This is a genomic window from Gordonia sp. KTR9 (genome assembly GCF_000143885.2).
Taxonomy (GTDB): domain Bacteria; phylum Actinomycetota; class Actinomycetes; order Mycobacteriales; family Mycobacteriaceae; genus Gordonia.
Window position 1 is genome coordinate 3,584,388 of the sequence record NC_018581.1, and the last position, 16,609, is coordinate 3,600,996.

The window sequence follows — 16,609 nt, forward strand, 5'->3', positions numbered from 1 at the left end:
AGATGAATGAACACATGAGATGAAGGAGAAGAGAAATGGGATTCAGCGACAAGGTCAGCAACAAGGCCGAGGACCTCTCGGGCAAGGCCAAGGAGACCGCCGGCGATGTGACCGGTGACGACCAGCTCAAGAGCGAGGGCAAGGGCGATCAGCTCTCCGCGGCCGTCAAGGACGGCGTGGAGAGCGTGAAGGACGCCGCGTCGAACATCAAGGACAAGCTGTCCGGCAACTGAGATCTCCGCCAGCTCGACAGACGAATCCCGAAGGTGCTCAGCACCTTCGGGATTCGTCTCGTTCTCATGGCCGAACGCGGCCGGTCAGGTCCCCTTGACGTTGAGGATCTGCCGCAGGGTGTGCTCGATGTCCACCAGGTCCACGGCGTCGGCCATCACCTGATCGATGTCCTTGTAGGCGTCGGGGATCTCGTCGACCCACTCGTCGCCGTGCCGGTACTCGATCCCCGTCATGCGGGCCGCGAGATCCGCGGCGGTGAACCGCCTCCGGGCCTCGCTTCGGGAGTACCGCCGACCGGCACCGTGCGGCGCCGAGCACAGGCCTGCCGGATTGCCCTTGCCGCGCACGACATACGACCGCGTTCCCATCGATCCCGGGATGACACCCCGGACGCCCTCATGGGCGTCGATCGCTCCCTTCCGGGTCAGCCAGACGTCCTTGCCCGCGTGCGTTTCCCGCACGGTGTAGTTGTGGTGGCAGTTGATCCGGTCCACTTCCAGCGACTCCGCCCCGGCATCGCGATCACCGGAGACGTTGTCGCCGAACCACTCGGCGAACACCGCGACGAATCGATCCATCATCTCCGCGCGGTTCTCGAACGCGAACCGCTGAGCCCAGGACAGATCCCGCAGGTACGCCGTGAGCTCCGGCGTTCCCTGCGGCAGGTACGCGAGGTCGGCGTTGGGCAGCTTGATCCACCACTGGCGGCACAGCCGCTGAGCGATCTTGATGTGCTTCTGGGCGATCTTGTTGCCGACGCCGCGCGAACCCGAATGGAGGAACAGCCACACCACGTCACCCTCGTCGAGGCACAGTTCGATGAAGTGGTTGCCGCCGCCGAGCGACCCGAGCTGTTCCCGCCACTTCGGCGAATGTGAGAGGTCCACACCGTCGTTCGTCGCCTGCTCGTCGAGCGAGTCGATCCGGGCCCGCGTGAAACCGAACCGGTCCAGACCGCGGTTGTAGTTGCCGGGCGAGAGCGGGATCGCATCCTCGATCTTCCCTCGCAGTCGGCCGAGGTCCATCCCGTCGATGTCCGCGGCGCGCAGTCGCGTCTGCACCGCGATCATGCCGCAGCCGATGTCGACGCCGACGGCCGCGGGGATCACCGCACCGGTCGTCGGGATGACCGTGCCCACCGCAGAGCCCTTCCCGAAGTGGGCATCGGGCATGAGGGCGATGTGCGGGTGCACGAACGGCATTCGGGCGGTCTCGGCCGCCTGGGTCAGAGTGTTGTCGTCCACATGCGATGCGTAGTTCAGCACCTTGGGCGACGACTTGGTCGGCATGGAGGATCGTCCTTTCGTGAGCGCCCGGGTCGACGGGCTCTCACATCACACAGTCGAATCCTCCGGGCGGCAAACGGTTTTCTTCTGCCATGCCGCTCGGCACTCTGATCCGAGGACGGCCGGACCCGATCAGCCGATGACGCCGAGAGCCTTGTCCCAGACCGCGTTCTCGCGTACCTCACCCGGGCCGACCATGTCGGCGAAGACGATCGTGCCGTCTCGATCGACGAGGAAGGTGCCGCGGTTGGCGTAACCACGGTCCTCGTTGAACACGCCGTAGGCGCGCGCGGTATCACCATGCGGCCAGAAGTCCGACAGCAGCGGGAACAGGAATCCCTGCGCCGCGGACCACACCTTGTGTGTGGGCGAGGGACCGACCGACACGGTCACCGTCGTCACGTCGTCGTTCTCGAAGCGCGGTTGCTGGTCGCGGATGTAGCCCAGCTCGCCCTGGCACGTGCCGGTGAATGCGAGCGGGAAGAACACGACGAGCACATTGCGATCGGCTCGTAGCGTCGAGAGCGACACGAGCTGGTTGTTCTGGTCGCGAAGGGCGAAGTCCGGTGCCCGATCGCCGACGGTCAGGGGCGCAGAAGGCAGCGCACCGCTCATGCTTTCTTGCCCGCGCGGGCCTTGGGCTGGACGAGTCGGGCCGCCGACCAGTCGCCGAGGCTGATGGCCGAGGTCTGGGTGAGGCCCGCGGTCGGGGCCGCCTCGGCGATCTCACTCGGGTCGACATAGCCGGACTTGCCGGTCTTCGGCGAGAGCACCCACACGAAGCCGTCTTCGGCGAGCGGGCCGATCGCGTCCATCAGGGCGTCGACGAGGTCACCGTCACCGTCGCGCCACCAGAGGACCACGACGTCGATGACGTCGTCGGCATCCTCGTCGACCATCTCGGCGTCGATCGCGTCCTCGATGTCAGCGCGCAGTTCGTCGTCGGTGTCCTCGTCCCAGCCGAGTTCCTGCACGACCAAGCCTGCGGTCAAGCCCAGTTTCTGGGCGTTGCTACCGTCTGTGGCGGCTACCACCGCGCGTGACCTCCTGAAGATGTGTGGATCTTTGTGTGCGTCGTCTGTGCCGAATCAGCGTACGTTCTCGCACGCTGTTCGCCTGTCAGCATAGGCAACAGCCTAAAGCCTCACATTGCAAGCCGAACGCCGTCAGTGATTTCGGGCGTTTCGCGACAGCCTGTGCACAACCGGTACCCCGGGTGCCACGATCCCAATCATCGCGGGGCGGCGGCGCTACCCGCCGGGACGGTCCGACGTCGTCGACGGGACGGACGGGCGCGGGGTGGCCGAGGAGGCCGCCGGAAGCGGCGTGTAACCGCCGCACACGTCGAGCAGCCGCTGCTTGTCGCGGGACCACTGACCCGACACCGGGTTGAGGCCGGCACTCAGTTCACGACGGATCGCGTTCTCCAGCCGTGCGGTCGATTCCAGGAATGTCCGCGCCGGCGTCGAGACGTCCGCGGGCGCGGTTGCGGTGATCTTGGGACGGATCTGATCGGCGCCGGCGATCAGACTGGCCCGTGCCTTCTCGTCGAGATCGCCGACCCCGGGATACGACTGTGCGACGTTCAGACGGGTGACGAAAGCGTTGAACCCCCGGACCATCACGACCATCGACGCCATCGACTCGCGGCACAGCTCGACCCCCTCGGCCCGTACCTCGGCGGCCGCCGAGGCCGACAGCTCGGAGCGGTAGACCGCGACCTCGCCCGGCGCCGGGGTGCCCGCGCCACCGACCGTCGAGGCACACGCACCCGACAGCGCCGCCCCGAGGGCGATCGTGGCCGCGGTCGCCGACCGGATGACGCGGCCCCGGCGGCGCCCCACCGTTCCCGCTCCTCGCTCCGGCATCCACTCCCCCTACTGGTTAGTAATAGTTTCTGGACGCTACCGCATCGACGCGATCGCGACAGCCGACACGGATCCACCCGGTGCCAAGCCACCCCACATGGGGCACGATGAGGGGAGGCACCGCACAACATCGGAGCGCGGTGCCCGACGCCATGCAGTCGGACCACCACCCCGAGTCCGGCCTGTCAGAGGGAGTAGGCATCACCGTGACCAACCAGATGGACCATGCGACACAGGACGTCTCGCCGAGCGAACCCGCCGGGAACACCGGCCCCCGCTCGAACGGGCGCGCCGCCGGACAACGAGTCCGGGTCATCCGCGAAGGAGTCGCGTCCTATCTGCCCGACATCGACCCAGACGAGACCGACGAATGGCTCGACTCGTTCGACGCCCTCCTCGATGCCGCGGGACCCGGTCGCGCTCGGTACCTGATGCTGCGACTTCTCGAGCGGGCCGGCGAGAAGCGCGTGTCGATCCCCGCACTCACCTCCACCGACTACGTCAACACCATCCCCACCGAGGCCGAGCCCTGGTTCCCCGGCGACGAGGACGTCGAACGCCGCTTCCGTCAGATGATCCGGTGGAACGCCGCGATCATGGTGCATCGCGCCCAGCGGCCGGGTGTCGGTGTGGGCGGCCACATCTCCACCTATGCCTCGTCGGCGTCGCTCTACGAGGTCGGCTTCAACCACTTCTTCCGCGGCAAGGACCACTCCGGCGGCGGCGACCACATCTTCATCCAGGGCCACGCCTCACCGGGCATCTACGCCCGCGCCTACCTCGAGGGCCGGATCGACGAGGCCCGGATGGACGGCTTCCGCCAGGAGCACAGCCACGCCGGCGAGGGCGGCGGCCTGCCGTCGTATCCGCATCCGCGCCTGATGCCCGATTTCTGGGAATTCCCCACCGTCTCCATGGGTCTCGGTCCGATGAACGCCGTCTACCAGGCGCGCTTCAACCACTACCTGCACGACCGCGGGATCAAGGACACCTCCGATCAGCATGTGTGGGCCTTCCTCGGCGACGGCGAGATGGACGAGCCCGAGTCGCGCGGCTTCGCCAGCTTCGCGGCCACCGAGGGTCTCGACAACCTGACCTTCGTCATCAACTGCAACCTGCAGCGTCTCGACGGCCCGGTGCGCGGCAACGGCAAGATCATCCAGGAACTCGAGTCCTTCTTCCGCGGCGCCGGATGGAACGTCATCAAGGTCATCTGGGGCCGTGAGTGGGACTCGCTGCTGCACGCCGACCGCGACGGCGCTCTGGTCAATCTGATGAACACCACACCCGACGGCGACTTCCAGACCTACAAGGCCAACGACGGCGCGTTCGTCCGCGAACACTTCTTCAACCGCGATCCGCGTACGAAGGAACTCGTCAAGGATCTCTCCGACGCCGACATCTGGAACCTCAAGCGCGGCGGTCACGACTACCGCAAGATCCATGCCGCCTACGCCTCGGCGATGACCCACAAGGGACAGCCGACGGTCATCCTCGCCCACACCATCAAGGGCTACACGCTGGGCAAGCACTTCGAGGGTCGCAACGCGACGCACCAGATGAAGAAGCTGACGCTCGACGACCTGAAGGCCTTCCGCGACAGCACGCGGATCCCGATCACCGACGAGCAGCTCGAGAAGGACCCGTACCTGCCGCCGTACTACAACCCCGGCAAGGACTCGCCGGAACTCCAGTACATGCTCGACCGGCGCAAGACCCTCGGCGGCTTCCTGCCGAGCCGGCGCACGAAGTCCAAAGTCCTGAAGGCGGACATGAGTTCGGCGCTGAAGGCCACCGCGAAGGGCTCGGGCAAGCAGCAGGTCGCCACCACCATGGCGCTCGTACGTGTCTTCAAGGATCTGTTGCGCGACAAGGAGATCGGCAAGCGCATCGTCCCGATCATCCCCGACGAGGCGCGCACGTTCGGGATGGACTCGTGGTTCCCGACCCTCAAGATCTACAACCGCAACGGGCAGCTCTACACCTCGGTCGACGCCGAACTGATGCTCGCCTACAAGGAGAGCTCGGAGGGCCAGATCCTCCACGAGGGCATCAACGAGGCCGGGTCGGCGGCCAGCTTCGCCGCGGTCGGCACGTCGTACTCGACCCACGACGAGCCGATGATCCCGCTGTACATCTTCTATTCGATGTTCGGTTTCCAGCGCACCGGCGACAGCTTCTGGGCGGCCGCGGACCAGATGGCGCGGGGCTTCGTCATCGGCGCGACCGCGGGGCGCACCACACTGACCGGCGAGGGGCTCCAGCACGCCGACGGGCACTCCCCGTTGCTGGCCGCCACGAACCCCGCGGTCGTCGCCTACGACCCGGCCTTCGCCTACGAGCTCGGCCACATCGTCGAGCGCGGCATCGAGCGCATGTACGGCGACGACCCGGAGAACGTCTTCTACTACCTGACCGTCTACAACGAGCCGATCAGTCAGCCGGCCAAGCCCGAGGGGCTCGATCCGGCCGGCATCGTCAAGGGCGCGTACCGGTTCCAGAAGGCTCCCGAGGGCAAGCAGCATCCGGCCAACATCCTCGTCTCCGGCGTGACCATGCCCGACGCGCTGCGCGCCGCAGACATGCTCGCGGAGGAATGGAACGTCGGCGCCGACGTCTACTCGGTCACCTCGTGGAGCGAACTCGCCCGCGACGGCATCCGCGCCGACCGCGAGGCGGTGCGCGATCCGGGGGCCGAACCGGCCCCGGCCTACCTGACCGAGTTGCTCGCCGACGCCGCCGGCCCGTTCGTCGGAGTCAGCGACTACATGCGAGGCGTCCAGGAGCAGATCCGGGCCTACCTCCCGGGCACCTACCTCACGCTCGGCACGGACGGCTTCGGGTTCTCCGACACCCGTCCGGCGGCACGCCGGTTCTTCAACGTCGACGCCGAGTCGATCGTGGTCGCCGTGCTCGTCGCGCTCGCCCGAGACGGCAACATCGAGATGTCGGTCGCCAAGCAGGCCGCCGACAAGTACCGGATCGACGATGTCTCGGCCGCACCCGAGCAGACCAGCGATCCGGGTGTCGCCTGAGCGTCGCGTCGACGGACGCGGCCTCGTCTCGCCCACGGTCGGCGACTCCGGCCGGCCGAGGGTCTAGATTGAGGTCGTGTCCGATGCCAGCGTGAACAGGAAGCCACCGCCGGCTGATGTGTTCGGTGAGCGGGGCGCCCATGTACCGGCCCCCGCCACCGTGCACGACGCACTCCCGGACACACTGCTCCGGCGGGTCAAGCAGTACAGCGGCCGACTCGCCACCGAGGCGGTCCACTCGATGCAGGACCAGCTGCCGTACTTCTCCGATCTCGACGCGGCGCAGCGCGCGAGTGTGCAACTCGTCGTGCAGACCGCGGTGGTCAATTTCGTCGAGTGGATCCAGGACCCCGAAGGCAACGTGAAGTTCACGGTCCAGGCCTTCCAGGTGGTCCCCCAGGATCTCGCCCGCCGGATCACCCTCCTGCAGACCGTCGAGATGGTCCGCGTGGCGATGGAGTTCTTCGAGAAGTGGCTCCCGCTCCTGGCCCGCAACGACGCCCAGCTCCGCGCGCTCACCGAGTCGGTGCTGCGGTACGGACGGGAGATCGGCTTCGCCGCGGCATCCATCTACGCCTCGGCCGCGGAGTCGCGGGGTGCGTGGGATTCCCGGCTCGAGGCCCTGGTCGTCGACGCGGTCGTCCGCGGGGACACCGGCGCCCAGTTGCTGTCCCGCGCAGCAGCACTCAACTGGGAATCGGATGCACCCGCCACCGTCATCGTCGGGACCCCGCCGCCGGAACAGAACGTCTCGGTGCCGCTGGCGATCCACAACACGGCCAAGTCCTTCGACCGGTCGGCCCTCTCGGTGGTGCAGGGTTCGGTACTGGTGGCCATCGTGAGCGGTCCGGCCCGTCCGACCGAGAAGTTCGTCGGCGCGCTGCTGTCCCACTTCGCCGATGCCCCGGTCGTCATCGGACCGACGATGCCGAACCTCGGCAGTGCGCACACGAGTGCGACCGAGGCGATGGCCGGAATAGAGGCGGTGGCGGGCTGGCCGAACGCCCCGCGCCCGGTCCACAGTCTCGAACTGCTCCCCGAACGCGCGCTCAACGGCGACGAGTCAGCGATGACCGCTTTGGTGGAATCCCTCGTCCTACCGCTGGCCGAGGGCGGCTCGACGTTGACGACGACGCTCGATGCCTACCTCGACTCGGGCGGCTCGGTGGAATCGTGCGCTCGGATTCTGTACATACATCCAAATACGGTCCGCTACCGGTTGAAGAAAATTTCAGAAATCACAGGACGTGACCCAACTAACCCTCGCGACGCCTACGTTCTGAGGGTCGCGTCGACGGTGGGTCGACTGACACACTTCCGGCACAAATCGCATTCATCAGCCACATGAGTCACACCGGTTTCATGTCCGATTCACCGTTTGTGCTGATAGAAGCCTTAAGAACACGGTTCGGTAACAAATCTCGGACTGGTGACGAACCAGGTGACCTGTAGGTCACCTTTGTGGGAACCCCACAAAAGGCGGCGACAAGGTTCATGCTTCTCCACACCCACATCCCACGGGCAAAGGGTGTTCTCTGGTCACGTGCTTTCGATGCTTGCCCCCGGACAGGGCTCACAGACACCCGGAATGCTCGTGCCCTGGCTCGAACTGCCGGGCGCGCGTGACCAGCTCGCCACCTGGTCCAAGCTCATCCAGCTGGACCTCGAAGGGCTCGGCACCACCGCCACCGCGGAGGAGATCACCGACACCGCGGTGACCCAGCCGCTCGTCGTGGTCGCGGCGCTGCTGGCCTACGACGAGGTCCGCAAGAACGGCGAGCTGCCTGCCGACGCCGTCGTGGCCGGACACTCGGTGGGTGAACTGGCCGCTGCGGCGATCACCGGTGTGATCTCCGCCGACGAAGCGGTCACGCTCGCCGCGATCCGCGGTGCCGAGATGGCCAAGGCCTGCGCGCTCGAGCCCACGACCATGGCTGCCGTTCTCGGTGGCGACGAGGCCGCGGTGCTCGCGCGCCTCGACGAACTCGACCTCGTCCCCGCCAACCGCAACGCGGCGGGTCAGATCGTCGCCGCCGGAGCGGTCTCTCAGATCGACGAACTCATCGCGTCGCCGCCGGAGAAGGCTCGCATCCGCAAGCTCGCCGTCGCCGGCGCGTTCCACACACATTTCATGGCTCCGGCCCAGGAGGCCGTCGCCGCTGCCGCGGCACAGATCACCCCGTCCGACCCCGTCCGCACGCTGCTGTCGAACTCCGACGGTCAGCCTGTAACGGACGGCGCCGACGCGCTGACAAAACTGGTGGGACAGGTGACCAGGCCGGTCCGCTGGGATCTCTGCTCGGCGTACCTGCGGGACCACTCGGCCGACGCCGTGGTGGAACTGCCCCCGGCGGGGACGCTGGTGGGTATCGCCAAGCGCGAACTCAAGGGCACTCCCGCGCTGGCGCTCAAGGAGCCCGGCGACATCACGAAGATCACCGAACTTGGATAGCGGTCGCGGGTAGTCCGCGACCCCCGGAACGTCGGCTGTTAGAGCCGGCGTGTCCAAGCGCGCGGACTCTCCTGTCCGTCATGCGCTCCGGAACCATCAAGTCAACGAAGCTAAGGAAAGGGAACGCCACAGTGGCTGCCACCCAGGAACAACTCATTGCCGGCATCGCGGAGATCATCGAAGAAGTCACCGGCATCGAGCCGTCCGAGGTGACCCTCGAGAAGTCGTTCGTCGACGACCTCGACATCGATTCGCTGTCCATGGTCGAGATCGCGGTCCAGACCGAGGACAAGTACGGCGTGAAGATCCCGGACGAGGATCTCGCCGGCCTCCGCACCGTCGGCGACGCCGTCGCCTACATCCAGAAGCTCGAGAACGAGAACCCCGAGGCCGCTGCAGCCATCAAGGCGCAGGTCGAGGCAGACGAGAACTGATGACTCCCTCTTCCCTCCGCGAGTACTCCACGCTGGGTGGGAACTTCCCGAGTGTGGTGGTCACCTCCATGGTGGCCACCACCTCGCTGGGCGGGGACCTCGACTCGACCTGGAAGAACCTGCTGGCCGGCGAATCGGGAATCCGTGAGCTGACCGACGACTTCATCACCAAGTACAACCTCCCGGTGCGCATCGGTGGTCGTCTCCTCCAGGATCCCGCCGAGGAGGTCACGCGCGTCGAGTCCCGGCGGATGGCCTACGTCGAGCGCATCGCGCACGTCATGAGCAAGCGCCTCTGGGCCCAGGCCGGCGAACCCGACGTCGACAAGGATCGCCTCGCCGTCGTGATCGGTACCGGTCAGGGCGGCGCCGACGCGATGGTCGACGCGGTCCAGGCCATGGAGACCACCGGGAACTACCGCAAGGTGTCCCCGCTCGCCGTCTCGATGGCGATGCCGAACGGACCGGCGGCCGTCGCGGGACTCAACGTCGGCGCCCGCGCCGGCGTGATCACCCCGGTCTCGGCCTGTTCATCGGGCGCCGAGGCCATCGCACACGCCTGGCGCCACATCGTCATGGGTGACGCCGACATGGTCGTCACCGGCGGCGTCGAGGGTCACATCGACGCGGTGCCGATCGCCGCCTTCTCGATGATGCGTGCGATGAGCACGCGCAACGACGATCCCGCGGCCGCCTCACGGCCGTTCGACAAGGACCGCGACGGGTTCGTCTTCGGCGAGGGCTCGGCGATGCTGATCCTCGAGCGTGAGGATCATGCACGGGCACGCGGCGCGCACATCCACGCCCGCCTCCTCGGCTCCGGCATCACCTCCGACGGATTCCACCTCGTCGCCCCCGACCCCAGTGGACAGGGCAATGCACGGGCGATGACCCGGGCCCTGCAGACCGCCGGTCTGCAGCGCTCCGACATCACCCACATCAACGCGCACGCCACGTCGACCCCCATCGGCGACACCGCCGAGGCCGCGGGCATTCTCGCCGCCATCGGCCAGCACGCGGCGGTGTACGCACCGAAGTCCGCGCTCGGACACTCCATCGGTGCCGTCGGGGCGCTTGAGTCGGTCCTGACCATCAAGAGTGTCGAGGAAGGCGTCATCCCGCCGACTCTTAACCTCGAGAATCTGGACCCGGAATGCGACATCGACGTCGTGCACGGTGAGCCCCGCTACGGGCAGATCGAGTACGCGATCAACAACTCGTTCGGTTTCGGTGGGCACAACGTGGCGCTCGCCTTCGGTCGCTACTGAGCACTCCCGCCACACCCCCGACACCCAGGAGACATCGATGACGACCTTGGCTCCCGTTGCCGGCCGCGAAGAAGCCGCCGATCCCCGCGACCCCCTGTTGCGGCTCACCAACTTCTTCGACGAAGGCACGATGTCGCTGCTCCACCCACGCGACAAGTCGGGCGTCCAGGCCGCCGTCGGTCTGGTCCACGGGGTCCGGACGGTCTCCTACTGCACCGACGGCACCGTGATGGGTGGCGCCATGGGTGTCGTGGGGTGTGCGCACATCGTCAACGCCATCGACACCGCCATCACCGAGCAGGCGCCGGTCATCGGCATCTGGCACTCGGGTGGCGCTCGCCTCGCCGAGGGTGTCGAGGCGTTGCACGCAGTCGGCCAGGTCTTCGAGGCGATGGTGCGCGCCTCCGGCTACATCCCGCAGATCTCGGTCGTCGTCGGGTTCGCGGCCGGCGGCGCGGCCTACGGCCCGGCGCTGACCGACGTCGTGATCATGGCGCCGGCCGGCCGGGTCTTCGTGACCGGGCCGGATGTCGTCAAGAGCGTCACCGGCGAAGAAGTCGACATGGAGTCGCTGGGTGGCCCGACCACACACGGCAAGAAGTCCGGCGTCTGCCACATCGTCGCCGACTCCGAGCCCGATGCGCTGTGGCGGGCGCGGCGTCTCGTGTCGACGTTCACCCAGCAGGGACACTTCGACCGCGATCACGCCCGGGCCGGCGACACCGACCTCAAGGCCCTGCTGCCCGAGTCGAATCGTCGCGCCTACGACGTCCACCCCGTCGTCGAGCAGCTGCTCGACTCCGGTGTGGCCGCCGACGGCGAGACGGAGATCTCGAGTTTCGAAGAGCTGCAGGCGAAGTGGGCGCCGAACATCGTCGTCGGCTTCGGCCGGTTGTCCGGACGCAGCGTCGGTGTCATCGCGAACAACCCGCTGCGGATGGGCGGTTGCCTCAACTCCGAGAGTGCGGAGAAGGCATCGCGCTTCGTCCGCCTCTGTGACGCCTTCGGAATCCCGCTCATCGTCATCACCGATGTACCGGGCTACCTTCCCGGCGTCGGCCAGGAGTGGAACGGCGTCGTCCGGCGCGGCGCGAAGCTGCTGCATGCGTTCGCCGAGGCCTCGGTCCCCCGCGTCACGCTGGTGACCCGAAAGATCTACGGCGGCGCCTACATCGCGATGAACTCGCGAGCGCTCGGCGCCACCGCGGTCTTCGCCTGGCCGGGTTCGGAGGTCGCCGTGATGGGCGCCAAGGCCGCGGTGGGCATCCTCCACAAGAAGGCCCTCGCCGCCGCACCCGACGATGAGCGAGAGGCTCTGCACGACCGCCTGGCCGCCGAGCACGAGGCCATCGCCGGCGGTGTCGGCCGCGCTCAGTCCATCGGGGTGGTCGACGAGATCATCGACCCGGCGCACACGCGCAGCATCATCGCCGAAGCGCTTGCGGCAGCACCCGCACGCCGCGGACGCCACAAGAACATCCCGCTCTGACGCGTCGCACCAACGACAAGTGCCCCGGTCCTTCGAGGACCGGGGCACTTCTCGTCTGCGCTAGCCCACCCGCTGCTGCAACCAGGTGACCTCGGCGCCGGCGCCGCCCATGCGGTACTGCTCGAGCGCGTTGTCCCACGCGGTACCGAGTGCGCCTTCGAGTTCACCGGCGAGGCCGGCGCTGTCGGGTTGCGATTCGATCATCGAGCGCAACTGGTTCTCGCCGATGATGACGTCACCGTTGGCGCTCGTGGAGCCGCGCCACAGGCCCAGTCCCGGGACGTAGCAGAACCGCTCGCCGTCGACGCCCTCGCTCGGATTCTCGGTCACCTCGAAGCGAAGCGCCGACCACTCACGTAGAGCCGTCACCAGACGTGCGGCAGTGCCGACCGGCCCTGCCCAGTCGACAGTGGCACGCTGCATGCCCGGCTCGGCATCCTGTGCCGACCATTTCAGGTTGGCGCGCGCATTCAGGGTCGACGACAGAGCCCACTCCACATGCGGGCACAGCGCCACCGGCGCCGAGTGGATGTACACCACTCCTGTTGTCATGTCCGCAAACTGGTTCAGATTGCGCACCTTGTTCACCTCCGTTGTCGACGAGGAACGTCTTCCCCAACACACCTCGCGACAGCGGATATCACACTCGTGAGATCAAGTGTGCCTCATGAGGCACGTGTTGCGCCAGTTTCTAGTGCGAGAAAAATTCAGTTCTGTGACGAGAGTTCATCAACAACACGATCGTTGAACTCGCTCCACAGCGGCTTCGCCCATGGTCCGAACGGCCGGTCGGTCAGCACGACGCATGCGGCGTCGAGAACCGGGTCCACCCAGAGAAACGTCCCGGCCTGCCCGAAGTGCCCGAACGTGCGCGGAGAATTCCGTGTCCCGGTCCAATGCGGCGACTTCTCCGAGCGGATCTCGAAGCCGATCCCCCAGTCGTTGGGGCGGTGCTTGCCGTAACCCGGAACGAATCCGTCGAGACCGGGGAACTGGACCGACGTCAGCTTTCCGAACGTCTCCGGCGCGAGCAGCCGCGGATTCATCAGTTCTCGAGCGAAGACCGCCAGATCCGCCGCACTCGAGCGCGCCGCATGCCCGGCCGACCCGTAGAGGGTCGTCGACGACAACCCCAGCGGCGTGCACACGGCTTCGGAGAGGTAGCGGCCGAACTCGATACCGGTAGCTTCCGCCACGGCCTCGGCGGCCACCTCGAAGCCCGAACTCGAATAGATCCGCTGCTCCCCCGGCGGCGCCTCGACCTCGCGGGTGTCATAGGCCAGTCCGGACGCATGCGAGAGGAGGTGAGCGAGAGTCGATCCCGACGGCCCCGCCGGGTCGTCGAGTTCGACGGCACCTTCCTCGACCGCCACGAGAACCGCGTAGGCCACCAGCGGCTTGGTCACCGAGGCGAGTTCGTAGACGCGAGCGGGGTCGCCGAACTGGTCGGCGACCCCGTCACGGGTGATGATCGCCGCCGACGCGTGGTCGACGGGCCATTCCGTCAGAGATTCAAGGACAGACACATCGGGTCACGTTACCCGGGTGCTCACCAGTCCTCTTCGGTGTAGCGGATGACACCGCGGATGTTCTTGCCGTCCAACATGTCCTGGTAACCCTCGTTGATCTGGTCCAGCCGGTACTGGCGGGTGATCATGTCGGCGATGTTGAGCTTGCCGATCTTGTACATCGACAGCAGCTGCGGGATGTCGAGCTTCGGGTTGGCGCCGCCGAAGATGGAGCCCTGCAGGTTCTTCTGCAGCAGGGTCAGCATGGCGAGGTTCAGGTTCACATCGCTCTCGAGCATGTTGCCCATACCGGTCAGGACACAGGTGCCGCCCTTGGCGGTGATACCCATCCACAAGTCGACGTCCTTGCCGTGGACCTCGCCGACCGTGACGATCACCTTCTGGCACATGCCGCCGTGCGTGGTCTCCGCGATCGCCATGGCAGCCTCTTCGACCGAGGCGAACGCCGCGGTGGCCCCGAACTTCAGCGCTTGCTCGCGCTTCCACTCGACCGGGTCGATGGCGAACAGGTTGCGGGCACCGGAGATCACCGCGCCCTGCAGTGCCGCGGTACCGACGCCACCGACACCGACGATGGCGACGTCTTCGCCCGGGCGCACGTCGCCGCTCCGGGTCGAGGAGCCGTAACCGGTGGGGATGCCGCAACCGCACAGCGCGGCGACCTCGAACGGGATGTCCTTGTCGATCTTCACCGCGGACGCCTCGTGCACGACCATGTACGGCGCGAAGGTCCCCAGCAGCGTCATCGGGTAGACGTTCTCGCCGGATGCGGTCTGGATGCGGAAGGTGTTGTCCGACACGGCTTCACCCTGCAGCAGCATGGCGCCGAAGTCGCACAGGTTGGCCATCCCCGACTGACACGACGGACACTTGCCACACGATGGGATGAACGACAGCACGACGTGGTCGCCGACCTCGAAGTCGGTGACGCCCTCGCCGATCTCGGCGACGACTCCCGCACCCTCGTGTCCGCCCAGGATCGGGAACCCGGCCATCGGGATGCCACCGGTCATCAGATGATGATCGGAATGGCACATGCCTGCGGCTTCCATCTTGATCTTGATCTCGTGGGCCTTGGGATCGCCGATCTCGATGTCCTCGATCGCCCACGGCTTGTTGTGCTCCCGCAGCAGTGCACCCTTTGTCTTCACTGAACTCCTCCGTTCGAACCCGGCGACGTCTCACACCGGGAGGATCTACTCACTCCGACGGTTGCCGCCATGACGTGACAGTCATCACTCAACCACATAATTGGAACGTGTTCTAGTACGTGTTTCCAGGCCGCGCAGTCGCCCGGTGCGATCGAGACGGACGAGACCACGACGACCTGGGCGCGCGTGCTCGCGCCCAGGTCGGAGGGTGTCGGTCTGGAGGGTGGCGTCAGTCGGAGAGGCCGGCGTCCTTGCTGCCGTAACTCTGACGCAGCGTCGGCTTGACGACCTTGCCGCCGGCGTTGCGTGGCAGTTCGTCGACGATGACGATGTCCTTCGGATGCTTGAACCGGGCGAGGTTCTCGTTGAGGTACGGCTCGAGGTCGGCGAGGGTCAGGTCGTCGACTCCGTCGGCCAGCACCACCACGGCCACCGGCACCTCGCCCCACTTCTCGTGCGCCCGACCGATGATCGCCGCCTCGGTGATGCTCGGATGACCGAAGAGCACGTTCTCGACCTCGGCGCAGTAGATGTTCTCACCACCGGAGATGATCATGTCCTTGGCGCGGTCGACGACGTAGAGGAAGCCCTCCTCGTCCGCGCGGACCAGGTCGCCGGAGTGGAACCAGCCGCCGGCGAAGGCGTCGGCGGTGCCCTGCTCGTTCTGCCAGTACCCCTTCATCATGTTCGGGCCCCGGTAGACGATCTCGCCGACTTCACCCTGCGCCACGTCGTTCCCCTCGGGGTCGACGATGCGGGCGGTGACCGCGGGGACGACCTTGCCGATCGAGCCGATCTTGCGCAGCGCGTCCCGGCCCTCGAGCACACAGGTGATCGGAGACATCTCGCTCTGCCCGAAGACAGCGACGTTCAGCGCTTCCGGAAAGGTCTCGTTCATCGCCTTCAGGACCGTGTCCGACGCCGGGGCGGCGCCCCAGCTGATCACCCGCAGCTTGAGGTCGCGCGGCTTGGCCTGCTGCGCGGCGCAGACGGCCTGCCACTGCGCGGGCACCAGGAAGATCGAGGTGGTGCCCTCCTTCTCGATCGTGTCGAGCATGTCGTCGGGGTCGAACGCACCGAGCGGATGGATCACCGAGAGCGCACCCATGTAGAACAGAGGCGCCATCGCGCCGAGGCCGGCGATGTGGAACATCGGCGCGACGCAGGAGCCGATGTCATCGGACCGGGTCTGCAGAGCCTGCAGACAGGTGACGGCCTGCGCCTGCATGTTCGTGTGGGTGAGCATGGCGCCCTTGGGCTTTCCGGTCGTGCCCGAGGTGTACATGATCAGCGCGACGGTGTCCTCGGGAACGTCGATCTCCTCGAGATCCGACGAATCCTCGGCAACCAGCGACTCGTAGTCGAGGTGATTCTCCTTGTCCGATCCGCCGACCACGATGGTGTGCTCGATCGCGCCGGTGGCGGCGCCCGCGGCGTCGGCCAGCGGCGCGAGGAGTGTCTCGGTGACGATCACCTTGGCACCGCTGTCGTTGACGAGGAAGGCGACCTCGGCCGGGCTCATCCGGATGTTCACCGGCACGGGGATGGCGCCGATCAGGTTGGCGCCCAGAACCGCTTCGACGTACTCCGAGCGGTTGAGCAGGACGATCAGGACCCGGTCACCGAACTGCACGCCGCGTCGGCTCAGCGCGGCGGCAAACGCCCGGCTGCGCTCGTCGAGTTCTTTCCAGGTGGTGACGTTGCCCAGGAACTTCAGCGCCGGCTTGTCCGGGGTCATGAAGGCGTGGCGGCGGATCTGGTTGTTCCAGTGGTTGCGGCGCGAACGCAGTGGCTCGGTGGCCAGGTCGCTGAAGGTGTCGACGGTCGCGGTCATACGATCGGTCTCCTCGTTGTCTTCTCTGG

The 16,609-nt window shown here is 66.8% G+C and carries 15 protein-coding genes; 7 read left to right on the forward strand and 8 right to left on the reverse strand.

Annotated elements, in window-relative coordinates:
- Positions 1-35 precede the first annotated feature (35 nt).
- Positions 36-233: a CsbD family protein gene (locus KTR9_RS16835; protein WP_010841182.1), complete on the forward strand. Its 198-nt coding sequence runs from the start codon at positions 36-38 to the stop codon at positions 231-233.
- Positions 234-317: 84 nt separating this feature from the next.
- On the opposite strand, the gene KTR9_RS16840 is transcribed toward KTR9_RS16835, so the two are convergent.
- The 4 genes from KTR9_RS16840 to KTR9_RS16855 all read right to left on the reverse strand — a co-directional run bounded on the left by KTR9_RS16840 (position 318) and on the right by KTR9_RS16855 (position 3,388).
- Positions 318-1,523 carry an RtcB family protein gene (locus KTR9_RS16840; RefSeq protein ID WP_014927375.1) on the reverse strand — a complete coding sequence of 402 codons (1,206 nt, stop codon included), beginning with the start codon at positions 1,521-1,523 and terminating at the stop codon, positions 318-320.
- A 129-nt stretch (positions 1,524-1,652) separates the two neighbouring features.
- Positions 1,653-2,135 (reverse strand): peroxiredoxin, encoded by a 483-nt coding sequence (locus KTR9_RS16845; RefSeq protein WP_014927376.1) that lies wholly within the window; start codon positions 2,133-2,135, stop codon positions 1,653-1,655.
- Positions 2,132-2,554 (reverse strand): DUF3052 domain-containing protein, encoded by a 423-nt coding sequence (locus KTR9_RS16850; RefSeq protein ID WP_010841185.1) that lies wholly within the window; start codon positions 2,552-2,554, stop codon positions 2,132-2,134. Before KTR9_RS16850 ends, KTR9_RS16845 begins: the two co-directional genes overlap by 4 nt.
- 216 nt (positions 2,555-2,770) lie before the next feature.
- Positions 2,771-3,388, reverse strand: coding sequence for a hypothetical protein (locus KTR9_RS16855; RefSeq protein WP_014927377.1), 618 nt, complete (start codon positions 3,386-3,388; stop codon positions 2,771-2,773).
- 152 nt (positions 3,389-3,540) lie between these two features.
- Here KTR9_RS16855 and aceE point away from each other — a divergent pair, with 152 nt between their 5' ends.
- The 6 genes from aceE to KTR9_RS16885 all read left to right on the forward strand — a co-directional run bounded on the left by aceE (position 3,541) and on the right by KTR9_RS16885 (position 12,066).
- A complete protein-coding gene (gene aceE, locus KTR9_RS16860) occupies positions 3,541-6,423 on the forward strand; it encodes a pyruvate dehydrogenase (acetyl-transferring), homodimeric type (RefSeq protein WP_442902690.1) in 2,883 nt (960 codons plus the stop codon).
- A gap of 76 nt (positions 6,424-6,499) precedes the next feature.
- Positions 6,500-7,771 carry a PucR family transcriptional regulator gene (locus tag KTR9_RS16865; RefSeq protein WP_014927379.1) on the forward strand — a complete coding sequence of 424 codons (1,272 nt, stop codon included), beginning with the start codon at positions 6,500-6,502 and terminating at the stop codon, positions 7,769-7,771.
- 195 nt (positions 7,772-7,966) lie between these two features.
- The gene (locus KTR9_RS16870; RefSeq protein ID WP_044506948.1) at positions 7,967-8,875 is read left to right on the forward strand and encodes an ACP S-malonyltransferase; all 909 of its coding nucleotides are present in this window, start codon (positions 7,967-7,969) and stop codon (positions 8,873-8,875) included.
- A 131-nt stretch (positions 8,876-9,006) separates the two neighbouring features.
- On the forward strand, positions 9,007-9,309 hold the full coding sequence (acpM, locus tag KTR9_RS16875) for a meromycolate extension acyl carrier protein AcpM (protein WP_010841190.1): 303 nt from the start codon (positions 9,007-9,009) through the stop codon (positions 9,307-9,309).
- On the forward strand, positions 9,309-10,577 hold the full coding sequence (locus KTR9_RS16880; protein WP_010841191.1) for a KasA/KasB family beta-ketoacyl-ACP synthase: 1,269 nt from the start codon (positions 9,309-9,311) through the stop codon (positions 10,575-10,577). Before acpM ends, KTR9_RS16880 begins: the two co-directional genes overlap by 1 nt.
- Positions 10,578-10,614: 37 nt before the next feature.
- Entirely contained in the window at positions 10,615-12,066 is a 1,452-nt protein-coding gene (locus KTR9_RS16885; protein ID WP_010841192.1) for an acyl-CoA carboxylase subunit beta, read from the forward strand.
- Between the two features lie 60 nt (positions 12,067-12,126).
- On the opposite strand, the gene KTR9_RS16890 is transcribed toward KTR9_RS16885, so the two are convergent.
- The 4 genes from KTR9_RS16890 to fadD5 form a co-directional block, all read right to left on the reverse strand.
- The gene (locus tag KTR9_RS16890; protein WP_010841193.1) at positions 12,127-12,645 is read right to left on the reverse strand and encodes a DUF3145 domain-containing protein; all 519 of its coding nucleotides are present in this window, start codon (positions 12,643-12,645) and stop codon (positions 12,127-12,129) included.
- A gap of 128 nt (positions 12,646-12,773) precedes the next feature.
- Positions 12,774-13,592: a serine hydrolase domain-containing protein gene (locus KTR9_RS16895; RefSeq protein ID WP_014927382.1), complete on the reverse strand. Its 819-nt coding sequence runs from the start codon at positions 13,590-13,592 to the stop codon at positions 12,774-12,776.
- A gap of 23 nt (positions 13,593-13,615) precedes the next feature.
- Complete coding sequence (locus KTR9_RS16900) at positions 13,616-14,746, reverse strand: NDMA-dependent alcohol dehydrogenase (protein WP_010841195.1); 1,131 nt, start codon at positions 14,744-14,746, stop codon at positions 13,616-13,618.
- 229 nt (positions 14,747-14,975) lie between these two features.
- The gene (fadD5, locus tag KTR9_RS16905; RefSeq protein WP_014927383.1) at positions 14,976-16,580 is read right to left on the reverse strand and encodes a fatty-acid--CoA ligase FadD5; all 1,605 of its coding nucleotides are present in this window, start codon (positions 16,578-16,580) and stop codon (positions 14,976-14,978) included.
- Positions 16,581-16,609 lie beyond the last annotated feature (29 nt).

Coding starts and splice junctions, on each gene's coding strand:
- KTR9_RS16885 (WP_010841192.1), top strand. CDS start 10,615: ATGACGACCTTGGCTCCCGTTGCCGGCCGCGAAGAAGCCGCCGATCCC.
- KTR9_RS16845 (WP_014927376.1), bottom strand. CDS start 2,135: ATGAGCGGTGCGCTGCCTTCTGCGCCCCTGACCGTCGGCGATCGGGCA.
- fadD5 (WP_014927383.1), bottom strand. CDS start 16,580: ATGACCGCGACCGTCGACACCTTCAGCGACCTGGCCACCGAGCCACTG.
- KTR9_RS16840 (WP_014927375.1), bottom strand. CDS start 1,523: ATGCCGACCAAGTCGTCGCCCAAGGTGCTGAACTACGCATCGCATGTG.
- KTR9_RS16835 (WP_010841182.1), top strand. CDS start 36: ATGGGATTCAGCGACAAGGTCAGCAACAAGGCCGAGGACCTCTCGGGC.
- KTR9_RS16880 (WP_010841191.1), top strand. CDS start 9,309: ATGACTCCCTCTTCCCTCCGCGAGTACTCCACGCTGGGTGGGAACTTC.
- KTR9_RS16855 (WP_014927377.1), bottom strand. CDS start 3,388: ATGCCGGAGCGAGGAGCGGGAACGGTGGGGCGCCGCCGGGGCCGCGTC.
- aceE (WP_442902690.1), top strand. CDS start 3,541: ATGCAGTCGGACCACCACCCCGAGTCCGGCCTGTCAGAGGGAGTAGGC.